The following is an 18,391-nucleotide window of genomic DNA, read 5'->3' on the forward strand; positions in this document are numbered from 1 at the left end:
GGCCTGTCGCCCGGCCTGTCCTCCCTGCGCCTGCGCCTGCGCCAACACCCCTTCACATCTTGGGCATCAGAACCGTGTCGATGAGATGGACGGTCGCGTTCTGCGTGGCCACGTCCCCGCAGACCACGGCCGCGCTGTCGTTCACCTTGTACGAGTCCCCGGAACCCGCCGTGGTCAGCTCGCCGCCCTCCAGGGTCTTGTACGTGCCGTCGGCGAGCTTGTCCTTGCCGACCTTCTCGCCCACCACGTGGTACGTCAGCACCTTGGTCAACTGCTCCTTGTCGGCGAGCAGTTTGTCGAGGTCGGCCTTGGGCACCTTGGCGAAGGCGTCGTTGGTCGGTGCGAACACCGTGATGTTCTCGGCCTTGTTCAGCGTGTCGACGAGCCCGGCCTTCTGCACTGCGCTGACGAGGGTCGACAGCTCGGGGTTGTTGGACGCTGCCGTCGCGACCGGATCGTCGGCCATGCCTTCCGCGCTGCCCTCACCCGAGGTGGGGAGCGAGGAGCAGGCCGGGCCGAACGGTTCCGCGGGCTGCGCGGCGAGGGCCGCCGGTGCGGTGAGACCGAGGGTCACGGGCAGAGCCAGGGCGCTCGCGGAGACAGCGCAGCGGCGGAGAAGTGAGGTTTTCATGGCTCGTTCCTCCTGGATCGAGGGCGCGCGGCCTGAAGGGGCCGGATCCCGGCGGCGGCCGACGTAGGCCGCGGAAGGGGGAGGGGGAGGGGAGGGGGAGGGGAGGGGAGGGGGCCGGGATCCGGAAGAGGCCCGTCGCCCATGTGCAACACCCCTGATTCCACCGGGACGGTCGGTTCGGATGCGCATCGGGAGAAACCGGTGACCGGCACCAGCACCCGGCACGGGCTCGGCACCGGCACCAGCTTCGGCACCAGCACCGGCCCCGGCACCAGCTCAGCGCGAACCCTGCTCCAACCGCCGCCGCAGCGCGTGCAGCCCCCGCCGTGCGTGACTCTTCACCGTGCCGAGCGGAAGACCCGTGTACGCGGCGATCTGCGACTGCGGGAGATCCGCGTAGAACGCCAGCCGCAACACCTGCTGCTGCGCGCGCGGAAGCCGGCTCAGCTCGTACTGGACTACGACGCGGTCCACGGCCTGCTGAGCCTGCCGCCCCTCCGACGGTCCGGGTTCCGCGTCCGGAGCCGACCGCAACGCGGCGGCCAGCCGGGCCCGCCGGGCACGCGCCGCGAGCGCGTCCGCGATCTTGTGCCGGGCGATGCCGACCAGCCAGGACGCGGCCGTACCCCGCTCCGGACAGAACCCGCGGCGGTTGCGCCAGGCGGCGATGAAGACCTGCTGCGTGACGTCCTCGGCCTCGCCGGAGTCACCCAGCGCCCGCCGCGCGACGGTGTGGACGAGCGCGGCCCACCGCTCGTACAGCAGCCGGAAGCCGTCCTCGTCCCCCCGCAGGAACGCCTCGGCGATCAGCTGGTCGTCCCCCGGCCCCTGGCGCACCGCCTCTGACGTGGTCATCGTGGACACTCCTCGGACAGCTGGACCGTGCCCGGCCCATGTGCCGGGCGACGCGGGGTCGGTCGTCGCGTCTGCCGCCAGGGTGAAAGCGGGGTAGAACGGGACACAAGATGCATCGTTTGTGCGTCGTTTTGCGCGCCCCCCGCTGCAACCAAGCCGTGCTCTCCGGCCGAAGAGTGGCGCAGAGGCAGAGGTGGCGCAGAGGCAGAGGCAGAGGCGGTCGGCGGACACGGGAGGCGGGCGTGACACACATCGACACGGACGCGCTGGTCGCCCTCGCGCTGGGCGAGCCGACCGATGCGCCCCAGCGTCACCACCTGGCCGGGTGCGTCGTGTGCGCGGACCACCTGGCCGCACTCGTGCGCGTAGTCGAGGCCGCCGGATCGAGCTCACCGGCCGACATCCCGCAGCCCCCGCCCGGGCGACTGTGGCAGGCCGTCGAGGAGGCCGTCCGGCGCGACGACGCGTCCGGAGCCCGCCCCGACCGGGAATAGCCGAAGCGACACGCACCACGGGACACGTACGAGACGGTGGCGCGCGGTGACGCGGCACAGCGGTGAGGGAGAGAGGAGGAGAGGCGAATGACCAGCACCAAGGCCGAGCAAGGGCACCACGACAACACCTGCGTGCCGAGCCGGGTGGCCCTCGGCTACGCGCCCCGCGGCCGCACACGGCCGCTGCCCCGTCCCGGCAAGGTCGAGGCCGGGTGCCGACTGTGACACAGCGCTGGAGAGAGAGCCCGCAGGGGAAATCGAGCCAGGACCGTCCCGCCGAGGCCGCCCTGGCCACCGGCGCGCTCGCCCGCAGGCTGGGCGTCGCGCCGACGACGCTGCGCACGTGGGAGCGCCGCTACGGCATCGGCCCGAGCCGCCGCGTCCAGGGCCGCCACCGCCGCTGGTCCGCCGAGGACGTGGCCAGGATGGAGCGCATGTGCCGGCTGACGGCGCAGGGCGTCACACCCGCCGAAGCGGCCCGCCTGGCGATGGCGGAGGAGACCGCCGAGAAGGAGACCGCCGAGAAGGAGACCGCCGAGAAGGAGACCGCCGAGAAGGAGACGGCTGAGAAGGAGACCGCCGCGAAGGAGACCGCCGAGGCTGAGAAGGAGGCCGCGCCTGCGCCGCAGCTCCGCAGCCCTGGAGGTTTCCGCGACCTGCCCCTGGGCCAGGTCTGGCCGGAGAGCCGGGGCCTGGCACGCTCGGCCGTACGCCTCGACGCCTCGGCGGTACAGGCCCAACTCCACTCCGCGGTCGACACGTACGGGGTCGTCGTGGCCTGGGAACAGATCATCGCCCCGACCCTGCACGCCGTCGGCCGCAAGTGGGCGTCCGCCGACGAGTCGTACGTCGAGGTGGAGCACCTGCTCTCCTGGCACGTCTCCACCACCCTCCGCACCACGGCCACCCCGCCCACCGACCAACGCCCGCCGGTCCTCCTTGCCTGCATGCCGGGGGAGCAGCACAGCCTCCCGATCGAGGCCCTGTGGGCGGCCCTAGCCGAACGGGGCCTGCCCACCCGGATGTTCGGCGCAGCCGTCCCGGTCGAAGCCCTGGAGTCCGCGGCGCGACGCATCGGCCCGTGCGCGGTCGTCCTCTGGTCGCAGTCCCGCGACACCGCCGATCTGACGGCGGTACGCACACTCCTCACCCTCGGCTGGGGTGTGCGCGGCGCCCGAAGCCACCCCCTGGCCCTGCTCGCGGGACCGGGCTGGACCAGCACACCCCCCGAGCCGGGAGCAGGCCGCCTCACGGGCCTGGCCTCCGCCCTGGCGCTCCTGGAATCCCTCTTCCGCACGGTCACGTCGTAGCAGTAGCAGTAGCAGTAGCAGTAGCGGCAGCGGCAGCGGCAGCGGCAGCAGCGGGCGGCGGTGCTCCTGCCATCGCCCACCGGATGACGCGCGTACAACCGCCGCCCACGGGCCGTACGAGCAGCCGCTCGGCGGACCGCCCGAGCCGCGGGATGCGCAGCTCCGCCGTGGCCCAACGAGGCAGCAGGGCAACGGCGTTGACGGCGAGCGCCCCGTAGAAGGGCAGCGCGGCCACCGGCAACGGAGGCCTGAGCAGCAGGAACCGCGCCGTGTCCCGGGCCGCGGGCGTGCCGCGCAGCTCCGGCCGGAACCGCCCGAGCAGCGCACGCACCTCGCGGTACGACATGGGCGGGTCGGGGACGCCCAGCGCACGGGCGACCCGGGCGGCGTCGGCCACGTACCCGTCGCACCCCGCAGCGTTCAGAGGGCGCGCGCCGAAGGTCTGATGGGCGAGGAGGAAACAGGCGACCTCGGCGGTGTGCACCCATAGGAGCAGGTGGGGGTCGGACGCCCGGTAGGGGACCCCGTCAGGAGTGTGGCCGTGCACGCCGGCGTGGACACTCCTGACCCGTTCACACGCCGCCTGGGCGCTGTCCGCGGGACCGTAAGTCGTCGTCGCCAGAAAGGTGCTGGTGCGTTGCAGCCGCCCCCACGGATCCCCGCGGTAGCCCGAGTGCGCGTCGACGGCGGCCATCGCCAGCGGATGCAGCGACTGCAGCAGCAGGGCCGCGAGCCCGCCGACGAACATCGCACCGTCGCCGTGCACACGCCGGATGGGCCGCTCCGCCGCGAACCAGCGCGGCCCCGGGGCGCAGTGGATCAACTCCCGGTTCCGAGGCCCCTCCGGCCCCGCCACGCGAGCGAACAGCGCGCCGCCCGCACGCGCTCTGAGTGTGGTGAGCACGCACACCGGCCTCACCCCTGACATCGCCACTCCCACCAGGCCGTCCGCTGCTGCCCGACCCCCACCAGGCCTTCGGCTGCGCCCCGGCCCCGGCCCACGAGACGGGCGACGAAGACCTCTGCTACGAGCACAGCACCGAAGGCGGTCAGCGGCAACCATACGAGCGAATCCGCCCTGCCTCCGGGCCTCTCCAGCCCCGGAAGCGGGAAGACCGCGCTCCTTGAGCGTGAACCGCTGCTCGCGCGCGAGCGGAGCGTGCCGGTCGCCGCCCTGACCGCGGACCTCGCCACGGAGAACGACGCCGACGAGCACCAGGTGCGTGAGGCCGAATGCGTTCGGGCACTTGACGAGTTGCTGATCATCACCTGTACGCCCTGCGGGCCGCGCTCCACGATCGGCACGACGGCACCGTCTCCTGGACGGGTCGCGGCGTGTACGTCGCCCCACCCGAACCCGGTGGCGTCGCCCAACTTCAGTGTGTGCCGGAGTCGATGACGCGCAGGTGCGTGACCAGCGGGTCGTGGGCGCCGCGGATGTGGCCGTGGGGGGTGTTGGCCGTGTACCGGAGGAAGTCGACCACCTCGGGGGTGATCACTTCGCCGGGGAGGAGGTTGGGGATGCCGGGCGGGTAGGCGGCGAGGGTGTCGGCGGAGATGTGGCCGATCGCTTCGGCCGCGGGGAGCAGCCGGGCCGGATGGTGGAAGGCTTCGCGCGTGGTGAGGCGGGCGGGGCCCGGGGCGGGTAGCCGTTGCAGGGGCTGGTGCCCGGCGTCGCTGAGAGGGCTGGGGAGGCAGTGGAGGGCTTCGACGAACCGTTCCGTATCAGGCTGGGAACCCGCGCCGATGACGGCGACGACGGCCGCGTCGGTGGCGACCTCCACCATGATCTGGTGGTCGCGGTAGAGGAGCCTGCGCGCCTCGTGGCCGGAGATGTGGCCATGGCGGGTGTCGATCGCGATGCGCAGGGGGTCGGCGCCGGTGATGTCGTCGTAGCGGTCGAAGGTGTCGCTGACGAGACGGAAGCGGCCCAGGCGCCGAATGGTACGACGGATGCGGTCGGCTGCCTCGATGGAAGCCTCCAACTCGGCGGTACCGCAGGCGAGTTGGGCGCGGGCGAGGTCGAGCGAGGCAAGCAGCAGGGCGCTGGCGCTGGTGGACTGCACCATGCGGTGGGCGCGGTCGATGAGGGGTTCGAGCCGGTCGGCGTACGGGCCGTCGGCGAGGTGGAGCATGGCGGACTGCGTCAGGCTGCCGCCGAGCTTGTGGGTGCTGGAGGTGACCAGATCGGCGCCCTGGGAAAGGGCGTTGCCGGGCAGGTCGGGATGGAAACCGAAGTGCGCTCCCCAGGCCTCGTCGACGATCAGGGGTACGCCGGCGCCGTGGGCCACGTCGGCGAGGGCGCGGATGTCGGCGACGGCGCCGAAATAGCTGGGGGAGACCACGTAGGCGGCCGCCGGACGCGAGGCTGCGGCGAGGGCCTGCGCGAGAGCCTCCGCCAGGGCCTCCGGGCCGATTCCGTGGGCGATGCCCTGCTCGGCGTCGATGGAGGGCTGGACGAACACGGCGTCCAGGCCGGACAGGACCAGCCCGTCGATGACGCTGGAGTGGACGCTGCGCTGCACGACGAGGGTGTCGCCCAGCGCCGGGGTGACCAGGGAGGCGATCTGGTTGGCCTGGGAAGCGCCGTTCGTCAGGAACCAGGTACGCCGCGCCCCCCAGGCCTCGGCGGCGAGTTCCTGCGCCCGCGCGAGGGGCGAGGCGGCGCCGAGGTCGAGGCCGTCGAGGAGGGGCGGAAAGTCGAGGGCAAGGGCACCTGGACCGAAGAGCTGGGCGAGGGACGCGAACCGGGATGCGTCGGCGGCGTGCCCGGGGACGTTGAGCCGCAGCCAGTCCCGCCCCGCGTGCGCGAGCAGGGCCTCGGCGTAGGGGGCGTGCGGTTGGGGTCCGGTGGGCGGGGGCGCGGCCGTCGAAGACGCAGGTTCGGGTACGGATACGGGCGCGGGCGCGGGTGCGGCAGCGGAGGCATGGCCGGTCGGCCGCTGTGCGGGGCGGGGAAGCGCGGTGGATCTGGTGTTCACGCCGGTGAGCGTGTCAGGGTGCGGCCCATAGAGGAATACGGTACTTCCCTGCACCACTCCATAAACGATCTATAACCGGCACTCATAAGGAACCCCGAACCGCGATGCTCGAACTGCGCCATCTGTACGTGTTGAAGGCGATAGCCCAAGAGGGTTCGCTGGCGGCCGCGGCTCGGGCACTGCACCACAGTCAGCCCACGATCACCCACCACCTCGCCACGCTCGAAAGGCATTTCGGAACCGAACTCGTACGCCGCGGACCGCGAGGTGCACAGCTGACAGAGACCGGCAGCACGCTGCTGCCCCACGCCGAAGCCGTCATCGAACGCCTGCGCCTGGCGGAGCGGGAAGTGCGGGACCTGGCCGAGCGGGGCACCCGCGCCCTGCACATCGGCACATTCCCCACCGCCGGCGCACTCCTCCTCCCACCCGCGGTGAAGTCCCTGCGCGCCGGCGGAGTGAACGTGTCGCTGACCGAGGGCGAGCTGCCCGTACTCCTTGAAGGGCTGAGGGCCCGGCAACTGCACGCCGCCCTCGTGTTCTCGCAGCCGGGAGAACGCCTCGACCTCGACGGCGAGTTCGACCTCCACCCACTCCTGCACGATCCGCTGCTGCTCGCCCTCCCCCCGGGCCACCCCTGCGCCGCCCAGGACCGTGTCCCCCTGGAGGCGCTGCGGGAAGAGGAGTGGATCGGCGCGGCCGATCCGGCCGACCCGTGCGACCGGCTCCTCGCCCGGGCGTGCGCGCGCCGCGGCTTCGAGCCGGTGCACACCCTGCGTACGGACGACTACGCGATGGTGCAGGGCTTCGTCGCCGCCGGTGCGGGAGTCGCGGTCGTGCCCCGCCTGGCGCTGGGTGCTCCGCGGGCCGACATCGTCGTGCGGCCTCTGGAAGGGGATGCGCTGGCGCGGGAGATCAGTGCGGCGGTGCTCCGTACCACGTCGGCACCGGCTGTGCACGATCTTCTGAGGGCTCTCACGGTGCAGGCACAACTTATTGACGAGGGGTGGGGTCAACCTGTCGTTCTGGCCAACTGACCTGGGCCTACTTGTACTTCGCTGATGTTGTCGGCCGCGTTCTCGTCCCGCACGATCCCGGGAACCTTTACGCCGTCCCGCAGAGGACCATCAGGAGGAGTGCCATGGGCCGCATCTTGGGCGAGCTGTGCCGCCGTAAACCGCTGGGCGTGATGATCGCCGAGAGCGACCAACCCGACCCTCCTGCGACCAGCAAAGCCGCCGACGCTACCGGCAAAGCCACCGACGCGACCGGCGAAGCCGCCGGCGGGCCGCGGGTTCTCCAACGCTCCATGGGGCTGGGGCAGTTGACGCTCATGGGCATCAGTTCCGTCGTCGGAACCGGCATCTTCTTCGTGCTGGGCACCACCGTTCCCGACGCCGGCCCCAGCGTCATCCTGTCGTTCGCCCTCGCCGCAGTCGTCGCCGGCCTGGCGGCCCTGTGCTACGTCGAACTCGCCGCAACCGTCCCCGTAGCGGGCAGCACGTACTCCTACACGTACGCCTCCCTCGGCGAGGGAGCCGCCTACCTCGTCGCGTGGTGTCTGATCCTGGAGTACGGGGTCGCGGTGTCCACGGTTGCGGTGAGCTGGGGGCAGTACGTCAATGAACTGGCCGATTCCCTCTTCGGGTTCACACTTCCCGACGCGATCAGCCAACCCCCAGGAGCCGGCGGTTACGTCAACATCCCCGCCCTCGTCGTGGTGTTGCTGTGCTCGCTGCTGCTGGCCCGGGGCACCCGCGAGTCCGCCACCGTGAACGCGGTCATCGTGTGTGTGAAGATCGGCGTTCTTCTCGTCTTCGTCCTGGTCGCCTTCACCGCTTTCCGCTCCGACCACTTCAGCGACTTCGCGCCCCACGGCCTCGGCGGCATCGGCGTCGCCGCCTCCGGAGTGTTCTTCTCCTACGTGGGCTTCGACACCGTCGCCACGGCCAGCGAGGAAGTGAAGAACCCCCGCCGCACGATCCCCCTGGCTCTGCTGCTGACGCTCGTCACCGTCACCGTCCTCTACATCCTGGTGGCCGTCGCCGCGGTCGGTGCGCAGCCGACAGCGAAGTTCGGCCAGCAGGCCGATGCCGGTGAGGCCGTTCTCGCGCAGATCCTGCGGGACGTGACCGGAGCGGGCTGGCCGGCGACGCTGCTGGCGGCGGGTGCGGTGGTCTCGATCTTCAGCGTGGTCCTCGTCACCCTCTTCGGCCAGACCCGGGTCCTGTTCTCCATGGCCCGTGACGGTCTGGTCCCGCAGGTGTTCCGGCGCGTGGACCGCCGCCGCCACACCCCGGCGCACAACACGTGGATCGTCGGCGCCTGCGTCGGCACGCTCGCCGCGCTCGTCCCGCTGCAGTACCTCGCGGACCTGACCAGCATGGGCACCCTCGTCGCGTTCGTCGCGGTCGCGGCCGCCGTGGTCGTGCTGCGCCGCATCGCCCCGGACGCGCCCCGCCCGTTCAAGGTCCCCTTCTACCCCCTGGTCCCGATCCTGTCGGCCGCCTCCTGCCTCTACCTCGCCTACCTCCTGCCCGGCATCACCTGGATCCTCTTCGCCTGCTGGCTCCTGCTCGCCGCTGCCCTCTACCTCGCCTTCGGCCGCCGCAATTCAGCCCTCGCGCGCACGGCCGCCGACCGGCCGGACTCCGCCCTCACCTCCGCGCCGCCGGAGGAGGCCGGCCTGGAACCGGCGACCCGCAACCAGGGCTGACACCGTCGTCAACGCACCGTCAGCGCACCGGCCGCGCATCGGCAGAGCCTGATACGGCCCGCCGGTCCGGCCGGGGGAGGGAGCTGGAGCTCCGGCTTCAGCCCCTCCCGCCTCCACACCGGAGCGCCGGGCCGGTGGCACAGAACCAGCCCTGTCAGTACCAGGCCGGACTCCGCACGATCGACCCAGATCCAGGCCGGGCTGAACCCGAAGTCTCCCCGACCGTCCGCCTACCGCCGCGTACGTAAGCGCGCTCACATACGAGCACGGACCGCCCGTCCTAGCGTCGGCAGCACAGAGCGCAAGCCGTCCGTCCCAAGGAGGACGATCACCATGGCTACGACTGTGCAGCTCCCGCAGAGAACGGCCGCCCTCCCGCTGTACGAGGCATGGGGCGCGGGGGCCGGCCTGGTCGGCGGTGTCGGGATGGGGATCTGGATGTCGGTGTCCAGGCCGATGATGGACACCGCGATGATCACGATGGTGGCCGGGCTCCTCGGCTCCACCAACGCGTTCGTCGGTTGGCTGATCCACCTGGCCATCGCGGCCTTCGCAGGCATCGGCTTCGGCACGCTCCTCGGCCGAGCCGCCCGGACGATGATGCCCGCAGTCGTGCTCGGCCTCGCCTATGGCGCCGTCTGGTGGGCCGTCGGCGCCCTGTGGATCATGCCCGCGAACATGGGCATGCCGGTCTTCGAATGGAACGCGGTCAGCCGATCCAGCCTGGGCGCCCACCTCGTCTTCGGCGCGCTCACCGGGCTCGCATTCGCGTGCATCGCCGGTACGGCACGCGGCCGGAAGCAGCTGAGCCGGTCTCATGGCTGAACGGGATCGCCCCACGTCAACTCCCTTTGCCGGGCGGTCTCTACGAGGGACCGCCCCGCATGGCGGCACCCCTGCCGGCCGCGGCGCCCCTTACTGTCTGGCTGACGGCGCAGACGCGCTGGGCAGGCCGGCGTGGGGCGCGGCGCCCCCGCCCTGGGCCCCCGGACGACGCGAGGAGCTTTCCCGTATGACCGACGCCGACGCCGACGCCGACCCCGACGCCGCTGCAGTTTCCGGCGGCCTGGGGGCCGACCGGAACTGGTGCCTGGCCGAGGTCGACATCTTCTGCGATCTGAACGAGCAGGAGATGGCCCGAATCGCCGACGCCGCACCGATGAAGACGTACACCGCCGGGGAGCTGGTGTTCTCCCCGACCCAGCCCAGTGAGGTCCTCTTCATCCTCAAACGCGGCCGCGTCCGCATCTTCCGCGTCTCCGCCGACGGCCGGGCCCTCACCACAGCCATCGTCACCCCCGGCACGATCTTCGGCGAGATGGTCCTGCTCGGTCAGCGGATGTACGACAACTACGCCGAGGCCCTGGACGACCTCACGGTCTGCGTGATGAGCCGAGCCGACGTGCACCGGTTCCTCCTCTCCGACCCGCGCATCTCGGCCCGTATCACCGCGATCCTCGGCCGCCGCCTCGCCGACCTCGAACAGCGCCTGTCCGACACGGTGTTCAAGACCGTCGCCCAACGCATCGCCACCACCCTGGACACCCTCGCCACGGCCCAACCCGCAGCGGGTCCCCTGCGTCCGACCGCCAGGCACCCCCAGATCGCCCTCACTCACGAGCAGCTCGCCGCCCTGGCCGGAACCTCCCGCGAGACCTGCACCAAAACGCTGCACGATTTCGCCGGACACGGCATCCTCCGCCTCGCCCGCGGCCGCATCACCATCCTCGACCCGGCACGCCTCCGGGACGAGACGGGGTAGCGACGAGACGGGCTAGCGGGCGTTTGAACAACCGTATGGAGCGCAACCAGGGGTGTGGTTCGGTCCTGACAGGGCGCGTGTTGCCGATCCGGCTTCCTGGAATCTCCCTACCGTACGCCGCATGACGCCGAGTCAGCGTAAAAATACACACCAACAGAACACGCCAACAGAACAGCATCGACGGCATTCCGGGACCGTTGGCTGGGCACGTCGATGTGCGACCGTCGGTCTCGGCGTCGCAGGGCTGCTCGTCGCGCTCAGCCCGCCGGCCACGTCCCAGCCGCCCGGCTACGCCGCCGACTCCAGCCAGGCCCAGGCCAAGCCCCGAGTCGACGAGGCCGAGCCCCGGGTCAAGGGGAAGGGCCAACTGAAGAACCCTGGCCGCGCGCGAGCCGCTCAACCAGTGGGACCGTCGCTGGTGGACGAGACCTTCACCGGTGCGAGTGCGGACCCGGATTTCGAGGCGTTCGGGCCCGCCTGCCTCACCGGGGCACCCGAGGAGGAAACTCCCGGTGGGGGCGCACACCCGCTCACCGGCTGTCCCCAGGGCGGCGCCGGGCCGGTACCGCCCAACAACGCGGCCCCCAACGGATATCTGCGACTGACCGATGCGTCCCACGACCAGTCGGCCGCGGTGCTCTACAACCATGCACTGCCTGCGAACCAGGGTGTGGTCGTATCGTTCGATCAGTGGCAGTACGGAGGCACCACCAACCCCACTGCCGACGGTCTGTCGTTCTTCCTGATCGACGGCGCCGACACATTGACGCGGCCGGGGGCTTTCGGCGGCAGCCTCGGCTACGCGCAGAGTCTGCCCGAGAGCGACCCTGACGAGGAGTTCCTGCCGGGCCTCAACAGCGGCTACGTAGGCGTCGGGCTGGACGTGTGGGGCAACTTCTTCGGTGACTGGGAGAAGCGGGGCAACGGGTGCAGCACACGCTCGCCCGCCGGCACCTCGTACCATGTCCCGCCCCCTGGCCCCAACATGGTCACGCTTCGCGGTCCGGGCGACGGGACTGAGGGCTACTGCTTCCTGGACGCGACCACCAGCAACTTCTCCACAACGGGGCCCTGGCCCTCCACGTTGCCGGGGCGACTGCACGGGCCGACGACTTCGATCCCGGAGGATGCCACTCCCGAGCAGGCCGAACAGTTGCTGGAACCCTCCCGGCGAACGGTCACCGTCGAAATCTCCCCGGCACCGGACCCCGTGGTAACGGTGTGGATCAATTTCCACGACGGCAACGGCACCCAACAGGTGCTCTCCAAGCCGGCTCCACAGCCGGTCCCCAGCACGTACAAGTTCGGCTTCGCCGGGTCGACCGGGTCTTTCACCGACGTACACATGCTGCGGAACGTGGCAGTGCATCCGGCTGCCGAGCTCCCGCAGCTCAACTTGGTCAAGCAGGTGTCGCGAGACCCCGAACTGCCGTTGCCGCTGACCCCTGGCGACCGGGTGCCCTTCGAGTACGTGGTCACCAACAGCGGAAACACCGAGCTGACCGACGCTTCCGTCAGGGACAACCGCGTCGATGACATCAGCTGCCCCAGAACCACCCTGGCCGTCGGCCAGACCATGACGTGTACGGGCACGTACACGGTGACGGAGGCGGACGCCGAGACCGGCTCCGTGACCAACACCGCCACCGCACACGGACGCTCGAACGGAACGGATGTGAACTCCCCACCCGACGAGGTCACTCTGCCGGTGCAGCGGGGGCCGGGACTGCGGCTGGAGAAGACGACCGACGAGTCGCGTGCCTATCGCGTGGGCGAGGAGGTGCCCTACACCTACACGGTCACCAACACCGGGCCCCTGGAGCTGACGGGCGTCACCGTCGATGACGATCGCCTGACCGACGTGACGTGCGAGGCGGAGACCCTCGCTCCGGCGGGGGAGGAGGGTGACAGCACGACCTGCACGGGCATCTACACCGTCACACAGGCCGACGCCGAAGCAGGTTTCGTCACCAACACCGCTACCGCCCAAGCCGCCGCGGATGGCACCTCGGTCAGGTCCGAGCCGGACGACGCCACCATCGCGACCGTGCTCCCGGCGTCCCTGGACTTGCGTAAGTCCGCGGACACCTCGCGCACGTACACCGTCGGCGACGAGGTGCAGTACACCTATACGGTCACCAACCGCGGAGGCGAGGAGGTCACCGGCATTTCGGTGGACGACAGCCTGATCTTTGGCGTCAGCTGTGAGTCGACCACCCTCGCCCCCGGCGCGAGCACCACCTGCACGGGTACCTACACCGTCACCCAGGCCGACGCCGAGCGGGGCGAGATCGTCAATGTCGCGGTAGCCAACGGACGGACCGACGGGGCAGACGTGCAATCGCCACCCGACGACGAGAGGGTCGACGTCGAACCGCCCCAGCAGGCCGCTCTGCGCATCGAGAAGGCCGTCGACGCCACCACCCCGTACGAGGTCGGGGACGAGGTCGTCTACACCTACGCGGTCACCAACACCGGCGGCACAGAGGTGACCGGAGTTGCCGTCGAGGACGACCGGGTCTCCGGCATCAGCTGCAACGCGACCACCCTCGCCCCCGGCGCGAGCACTACCTGCACGGGCACCTACACCGTTCCCCAGGCCCACGCGGGCAAGAAGCTCACCAACACCGCTGTCGCCACGGGTGACAACGGCGTGCGCTCCGCACCGGACCGCGCCACCATCACGATCCGCAAGAAGCCGAAGCCATGCCAGGACAGTCCGTGCAAGATCACCCTGCACAAGACCGATGCGCACAACGGCAAGCCCCTGGGCGGAGCAGTCTTCCAGCTGTGGAAGGAGACCAACAAAGTGCCCGGCCTCCAGACCAGCGGGAACAACCCTGACACCCGCATCGGCAGAGGCTGCGCCACGGACGCCAACGGCATCTGCACCTTCCGCGACCTCGAACTGGGGACCTACTACCTGCAGGAGACCGATGTGCCCGAGGGCTATGTGCTGCCCGGGAACCGGATCACCGGCCCCTACGAACTGACCAAGGAACAGCCCACCCTCAGCACCAGCCTCGGCAACAAGCGCGGCGGGCCCTGCAAGGGGGGCGGCAAGCACTGCAAGTGACCCGCACTGAGCCGGGTTCCGCATGGTTCATCCATGCGGAACCCGGTGCCCCCGCGCTGGGGCGCCTCTCACCCCGATGCGGCGGGGCTCCGGTTCGGCAGAGTCAGTACGGCCGTAAAGCCGAGAAGCGCGACGGCGGCGAAGAAGTAGAAGCCCCACGGGTGGCCGATGCCGGAGGCGAGGAGGGCACCCGTGATGGACGGTCCGACGATGGAGCCGATGCGGCCGATGCCCGAGGCGGATCCCAGAGCGGTGCCTCGGACGGACGCCGGGAAGTAGTCGGTGACATAGGCATAGACGAGGACCTGGGCGGAGAAGACGAACACGCCGGTCAGGAACACGACCGTGTTCAGCAGGAGATCGCTGCCCATCTTCACGCTGAGCAACGCGAGCATGACCACGGACACCGCGAACCAGCCGAGCGCCGTGCGCTTGATACCGCGGCGGTCGGCAAGGAGACCGCCGACGACCAGTCCTACGACGCCTCCTGCGTTGAGAACGAGGAGTTGGGTGACGGCGGTGGGCACCGGGTAGCCCGCTTCGTTCATCAGCTTCGGAAGCCACGTGTTGAGCCCGTACACCAGGAGCAGGCCCATGAACGACGCGACCCAGATGCCGAGGCAGGCACGGAGATGGGCGGGCTTGAGCAGTTCGGTGAACGCAACCCGCTCGGCGGCCGCGCCTCTCGCCTGCTCGAAGGCGGCCGACTCGGGGAGGCGGAACCACTGGAGCACGGCGACGCCGAGTCCGGCGACACCCAAACCGTAGAAGAGGATCTGCCAGTTGTCGGTGACCTGCAGGGCGAGCAGTGAGGTGAGCACGGCGCCGGTGTGATAGCCGGTCATCGTCAGGGTCGAGGCGCGTGCGCGCCGGTGGGCGGGCATGCTCTCGGCCATCATCGTCAGGGACACCGGCATGCACGCACCCAGGCCGAGGCCGGCCAGGAGCCGCAGGGCGGCGAACACGGCGACCGATCCCGCCAGGGGAACGATCAGGGTGAAGACGGAGAACACCACCACCGAACCGATGAGCAGGCGCCGTCGCCCCAGCCGGTCGGCCAGCGGGCCGACACAGACCGCACCGATGGCCACCCCGACCAGCGACAGTGTCGCGACGGTCGTCGCGTCCCCGACGGTCATGCCGAGATGATGCGTCTTGAGGAGGGTCGGGATGATGGCGCCGAGGACGACGAGGTCGTAGCCCTCCAGCAGGACGGTGATCCAGCACAGGGCCACCGTCCAGGCGGTGCGTGCGTCGGTGCCGGACCTGCCCGGCGACTGTGTCGAGACACTGCGTATCACGGTGCGTGACCCCCCAGGGCGGCTACAGGGACGAGGGCGAGGAAGGGCGGATCAGAACGGGTAGTCGGCGATGTCGGGGCGGACGGTGACCCACTGCGTTTCGGAGAACGCCTCGATGTTGGCCGTTGCGCCACCGAAGCGGGAGCCGGTGCCGGAAGCCTTGACGCCGCCGAAGGGAGCGTTGGGTTCGTCGCCCACTGTCTGCTCGTTGATGTGGATCTTCCCCGACTCGATGCGGTCGGCGAGTTTCATGGCCGTGCCCACGTCCCCGAGGATGCCGACGGACAGGCCGTACTCGCAGTCGTCGACGATGCGTGCGGCCTCCTCCAGCGTGGAGAAGCCGATCACGGGCGCCACCGGTCCGAAGATCTCCTCACGCCAGGCCGGCATGTCCACGGTCACATCCGTCAGGACGGTCGCCGGGTAGCAGGCCCCGTCGATCTCACCGCCCGCAGCGAGCGTGGCCCCCGCGGTAACGCTGTCGGTGACGATGCCGTGGACCCGCTCCAGCTGCCGGCGGTCGATGATCGGCCCGAGGGCCACGTCGTCGCGGGCCGGATCGCCGACGGGCAGCGCCTTGGCCTTGGCCGCCAACGCGGAGCTGTACTCCTCGACCAGCGACTCGTGGACGAGGTGGCGGCCCGTGGTCATGCAGATCTGCCCCTGGTGCAGATAGGAGCCGAACGCACCGGCGGAGGCGGCCTTCTGGACGTCGGCACCGGGCAGGACGACCAGTGCGTTGTTGCCGCCCAGCTCAAGATGGGCTCGCTTGAGCAGCCGCCCCGCCTGCTCACCGATGGCACGTCCGACAGGGGTGGAGCCGGTGAAGGAGATGACCCGCACTTCGGGAGCTTCCACCAGTGCCTGGCCGACCGCTCCGTCGCCCGGCAGCAGGTGCAGCACACCGGCCGGCAGTCCTGCCTCCTCGAAGATCCTCGCGATCACGACACCGCCGCTGACGGCCGTACGAGGGTCCGGTTTGAGCAGGACCGCGTTGCCGAGGGCGAGTGCGGGGGCGACCGACCGCAGGCCGAGGATGAGCGGAAAGTTGAACGGGGCGATGACGCTGACGACACCTGCGGGACGCCGCCGCGCCAGGGACCAGCGCGCGTCCTCAGTGGTGAGCACCTCGCCCTGCGGGTGGGTGGGCAGGGCGGCGCATTCGAAGCATTCGCCCATGGCGAGCCGGACTTCGAAAGCGGCCTTGGAGCGCACCGACCCGGCCTCGCGTATCAGCCAGTCCTCGATCTCCGTCGCGTACTGGGTGAACAGTTCACCGGCGCGCCGCAGTACCGCCGCGCGCTGCTGAGGAGAGGTCGCGGCCCATGCGCGCTGCGCCTCCGCGGCGCGGGCGGCCGCGCGGCGGGCTTCGTCAGGGTCGGCCAGGCCCAGGGTGCCGAGCTCGGCGCCGGTGGCGGGTTCGCGGACGGTGTGGGTGGAGGGGGACTGCCGCCAGGTGTCGCTGTAGTGGCTGCCGCCCCAGACGGCGCTGTCCAGGAGTGTCATCGTGTTGCCTTCCTGCAGGTGTTTCGGATACGGGCGACGGTCCGCCGTGGGACTACGAGGGGAGGGTCCGGGAGCGCACGGCTGGGACGGCCCGGACGTCAGGACGGGCTGGTGAGCGCGGTGTCGACCTGGAGGAGACGCGGGTGGCCGGGCCGCTCAGCGAGCGCGGCCCGCAGTTCCTCCGCCCCCGTGACGTGCTGTGCGGGGACGCCGTAGCCCTCGGCGATACGCGTGAAGTCGAGGCCCGGGATGTCCAGGCCAGGTGCGTCGGGTACCCCCAGCAGCCCGCTGAACCAGCGCAGGGCGCCGTACGAGCCGTTGCGCAACAGCACGACGGTCACCGGAAGTTGATGCTGCGCGGCCGTCCACAGCGCGGTGATGCCGTAGTTGGCGGAGCCGTCGCCGATCACGCCGACGACCGGCCGGTCCTGCTGACCCATGGCGACCCCGACCGCGCCCGGCAGACCGAAGCCGAGGCCGCCGGCGGCCGGGAAGTAGTACGAGCCGCTGTGGCGCAGGTCCATCTGCTTCCACCACGACGCGTTGGTGGACGTCGACTCCACCACGTAGGCCGTGTCACGAGGCATCTCGTCACGCAGCGCGGCGAACACCTCTTCCGGGTGGAGGTGCGGGCTCTTCGCCGTGACCGGCTCGGGATCGCTGCGATACGGGCCGGTCGGCGTCGCCTGCGCGGGGAGGGCCTTCATCAGGAGGTCGATGACGGCGCCCGGGGAGGCGACCAGGGCCTCGCCCATCGGCGCCCTGGCCGCGGCGGAGGCGTCGTCGGTCACCTGGAGCAGCCGCGTTCCCTCCGGCAGATAGCGGCCGGGAAGGTACTCGTGGTACCGGAACACCGGGGCACCGAGGACGAGGACGAGGTCGTGCCCCTCGAAGGCACGGGCCACGGGCGCGATCCCGGCCGGGAGCACGCCCCGGAACAGCGGGTGGCGGTTGGGGAACGGCAGCCGGAACTGTGAAGGAGCCGCCCACACGGGGGAGTTGAGACGTTCGGCCAACGCGACCGCGTCGTCGAAGAGTCCCGCCGTGTCGATGTCCCCGCCGAGCACGAGCAGCGGCCGTCGCGCGGCTCGCACCTGGCCGACAAGCCAGTCGGCCTGCTGCGCTGCGGGCGACTCGGCGCGCCGGACGCGCCGGTCCAGGACGGGCAGGCAGTTCTCGCCGGCTTCGGCGGCCCAGTCGTCGTAGGGGACGGACAGATAGGTCGGGCGCCGCTGCAGCTCCGCCTCGAACAGCGCCTGGGCGAGCGCGCGGGGCACGTCCTGCGCGCACGCGGGCTCAGCGGCCCAGCCGACGAGAGGCTTCATCAGCGCGGATGCATCGACGCTGGCCAGGTTCGCTTCCGGGCCGATCGCGGGCCGCACCTGCTGGCCCGCGAGGACCACCAACGGCGTACGGGACGCCACGGCGTTGGTCAGAGCACCCATGGCGTTGCCCGAACCGGACGCGGCATGCAGGTTGACGAGGACGGGACGGCCGGTCGCCTGGGCGTACCCGTCCGCCATACCGACCACGGCGCCTTCATGAAGACCGAGCACATAGCGGAAGGAGTCCGGCAGTTCGGCCAGGAACGGCAGCTCATTGGAGCCGGGGTTGCCGAAGACGGTGGTAAGTCCCTGACGCTCCAGGAACTCATGGGAGACACGGCGCACGGAGGGCACGGGCGGTCCTTTCGAAGTGATGCCGGACACGCTAGGCACCCTCGTGACATGCACGCCAATAGATGTTGAGGACGCACAAT

15 protein-coding genes and 1 pseudogene are annotated in these 18,391 nt (G+C 70.7%); 9 read left to right on the forward strand and 7 right to left on the reverse strand.

Translation table 11 applies throughout. The annotated features are described in order from the left end of the window. Positions 1 to 52 precede the first annotated feature (52 nt). Entirely contained in the window at positions 53 to 631 is a 579-nt protein-coding gene (locus QIS99_RS16435; protein WP_282514121.1) for a fasciclin domain-containing protein, read from the reverse strand. 276 nt (positions 632 to 907) lie between these two features. Beyond that, a complete protein-coding gene (locus QIS99_RS16440; protein WP_282514122.1) occupies positions 908 to 1,486 on the reverse strand; it encodes an RNA polymerase sigma factor in 579 nt (192 codons plus the stop codon). Positions 1,487 to 1,728: 242 nt separating this feature from the next. On the opposite strand from QIS99_RS16440, the gene QIS99_RS16445 reads away from it, so the two are divergent. The 3 genes from QIS99_RS16445 to QIS99_RS16455 all read left to right on the forward strand — a co-directional run bounded on the left by QIS99_RS16445 (position 1,729) and on the right by QIS99_RS16455 (position 3,290). Then, complete coding sequence (locus QIS99_RS16445) at positions 1,729 to 1,980, forward strand: hypothetical protein (protein WP_282514123.1); 252 nt, start codon at positions 1,729 to 1,731, stop codon at positions 1,978 to 1,980. An 87-nt stretch (positions 1,981 to 2,067) separates the two neighbouring features. Continuing rightward, positions 2,068 to 2,205, forward strand: a complete 138-nt coding sequence (locus QIS99_RS16450) for a hypothetical protein (RefSeq protein ID WP_282514124.1) — start codon at positions 2,068 to 2,070, stop codon at positions 2,203 to 2,205. Then, positions 2,193 to 3,290, forward strand: a complete 1,098-nt coding sequence (locus QIS99_RS16455) for a MerR family transcriptional regulator (RefSeq protein ID WP_408909569.1) — start codon at positions 2,193 to 2,195, stop codon at positions 3,288 to 3,290. Before QIS99_RS16450 ends, QIS99_RS16455 begins: the two co-directional genes overlap by 13 nt. On the opposite strand, the gene QIS99_RS16460 is transcribed toward QIS99_RS16455, so the two are convergent. After that, a complete protein-coding gene (locus QIS99_RS16460; protein WP_282514125.1) occupies positions 3,280 to 4,218 on the reverse strand; it encodes an oxygenase MpaB family protein in 939 nt (312 codons plus the stop codon). The two genes, QIS99_RS16455 and QIS99_RS16460, sit on opposite strands and share 11 nt — an antisense overlap. 162 nt (positions 4,219 to 4,380) lie before the next feature. Between QIS99_RS16460 and QIS99_RS16465 the strand changes: the two are divergent. Further along, positions 4,381 to 4,497: pseudogene (locus QIS99_RS16465) on the forward strand (hydrogenase nickel incorporation protein HypB); the annotation flags it as partial. Between the two features lie 169 nt (positions 4,498 to 4,666). Here the strand turns inward: QIS99_RS16465 and QIS99_RS16470 are convergent. Next, positions 4,667 to 6,271 carry an aminotransferase class I/II-fold pyridoxal phosphate-dependent enzyme gene (locus QIS99_RS16470; protein WP_282514126.1) on the reverse strand — a complete coding sequence of 535 codons (1,605 nt, stop codon included), beginning with the start codon at positions 6,269 to 6,271 and terminating at the stop codon, positions 4,667 to 4,669. Positions 6,272 to 6,375: 104 nt separating this feature from the next. Between QIS99_RS16470 and QIS99_RS16475 the strand changes: the two genes are divergently transcribed. From QIS99_RS16475 to QIS99_RS16495, 5 genes are all read left to right on the forward strand, one after another. Beyond that, a complete protein-coding gene (locus QIS99_RS16475) occupies positions 6,376 to 7,308 on the forward strand; it encodes a LysR substrate-binding domain-containing protein (protein WP_282514127.1) in 933 nt (310 codons plus the stop codon). Positions 7,309 to 7,412: 104 nt separating this feature from the next. Then, positions 7,413 to 8,987: an APC family permease gene (locus QIS99_RS16480; RefSeq protein ID WP_282514128.1), complete on the forward strand. Its 1,575-nt coding sequence runs from the start codon at positions 7,413 to 7,415 to the stop codon at positions 8,985 to 8,987. Positions 8,988 to 9,320: 333 nt separating this feature from the next. Beyond that, the gene (locus tag QIS99_RS16485; RefSeq protein WP_282514129.1) at positions 9,321 to 9,812 is read left to right on the forward strand and encodes a hypothetical protein; all 492 of its coding nucleotides are present in this window, start codon (positions 9,321 to 9,323) and stop codon (positions 9,810 to 9,812) included. A 187-nt stretch (positions 9,813 to 9,999) separates the two neighbouring features. Beyond that, complete coding sequence (locus QIS99_RS16490; protein WP_282514130.1) at positions 10,000 to 10,749, forward strand: Crp/Fnr family transcriptional regulator; 750 nt, start codon at positions 10,000 to 10,002, stop codon at positions 10,747 to 10,749. Positions 10,750 to 10,870: 121 nt separating this feature from the next. Continuing rightward, a complete protein-coding gene (locus QIS99_RS16495; RefSeq protein WP_282514131.1) occupies positions 10,871 to 13,825 on the forward strand; it encodes a DUF7507 domain-containing protein in 2,955 nt (984 codons plus the stop codon). A 68-nt stretch (positions 13,826 to 13,893) separates the two neighbouring features. Here QIS99_RS16495 and QIS99_RS16500 read toward each other — a convergent pair whose 3' ends face one another. The 3 genes from QIS99_RS16500 to mdlC all read right to left on the reverse strand — a co-directional run bounded on the left by QIS99_RS16500 (position 13,894) and on the right by mdlC (position 18,311). After that, positions 13,894 to 15,126 carry an MFS transporter gene (locus QIS99_RS16500; RefSeq protein ID WP_282514132.1) on the reverse strand — a complete coding sequence of 411 codons (1,233 nt, stop codon included), beginning with the start codon at positions 15,124 to 15,126 and terminating at the stop codon, positions 13,894 to 13,896. Positions 15,127 to 15,177: 51 nt separating this feature from the next. Further along, complete coding sequence (locus QIS99_RS16505) at positions 15,178 to 16,632, reverse strand: benzaldehyde dehydrogenase (protein ID WP_282514134.1); 1,455 nt, start codon at positions 16,630 to 16,632, stop codon at positions 15,178 to 15,180. 98 nt (positions 16,633 to 16,730) lie between these two features. Beyond that, positions 16,731 to 18,311, reverse strand: a complete 1,581-nt coding sequence (mdlC, locus tag QIS99_RS16510; protein ID WP_282514135.1) for a benzoylformate decarboxylase — start codon at positions 18,309 to 18,311, stop codon at positions 16,731 to 16,733. Positions 18,312 to 18,391 lie beyond the last annotated feature (80 nt).

The sequence above is a fragment of the Streptomyces solicavernae genome (assembly GCF_029968095.1).
GTDB lineage: Bacteria > Actinomycetota > Actinomycetes > Streptomycetales > Streptomycetaceae > Streptomyces > Streptomyces solicavernae.

Bases quoted from the DNA above. Each gene is read 5' to 3' on its own strand.
- QIS99_RS16435 (WP_282514121.1), bottom strand. From the start codon at position 631: ATGAAAACCTCACTTCTCCGCCGCTGCGCTGTCTCCGCGAGCGCCCTG.
- QIS99_RS16440 (WP_282514122.1), bottom strand. From the start codon at position 1,486: ATGACCACGTCAGAGGCGGTGCGCCAGGGGCCGGGGGACGACCAGCTG.
- QIS99_RS16450 (WP_282514124.1), top strand. From the start codon at position 2,068: ATGACCAGCACCAAGGCCGAGCAAGGGCACCACGACAACACCTGCGTG.
- QIS99_RS16460 (WP_282514125.1), bottom strand. From the start codon at position 4,218: ATGTCAGGGGTGAGGCCGGTGTGCGTGCTCACCACACTCAGAGCGCGT.
- QIS99_RS16475 (WP_282514127.1), top strand. From the start codon at position 6,376: ATGCTCGAACTGCGCCATCTGTACGTGTTGAAGGCGATAGCCCAAGAG.
- QIS99_RS16480 (WP_282514128.1), top strand. From the start codon at position 7,413: ATGGGCCGCATCTTGGGCGAGCTGTGCCGCCGTAAACCGCTGGGCGTG.
- QIS99_RS16485 (WP_282514129.1), top strand. From the start codon at position 9,321: ATGGCTACGACTGTGCAGCTCCCGCAGAGAACGGCCGCCCTCCCGCTG.
- QIS99_RS16490 (WP_282514130.1), top strand. From the start codon at position 10,000: ATGACCGACGCCGACGCCGACGCCGACCCCGACGCCGCTGCAGTTTCC.
- QIS99_RS16495 (WP_282514131.1), top strand. From the start codon at position 10,871: ATGACGCCGAGTCAGCGTAAAAATACACACCAACAGAACACGCCAACA.
- QIS99_RS16505 (WP_282514134.1), bottom strand. From the start codon at position 16,632: ATGACACTCCTGGACAGCGCCGTCTGGGGCGGCAGCCACTACAGCGAC.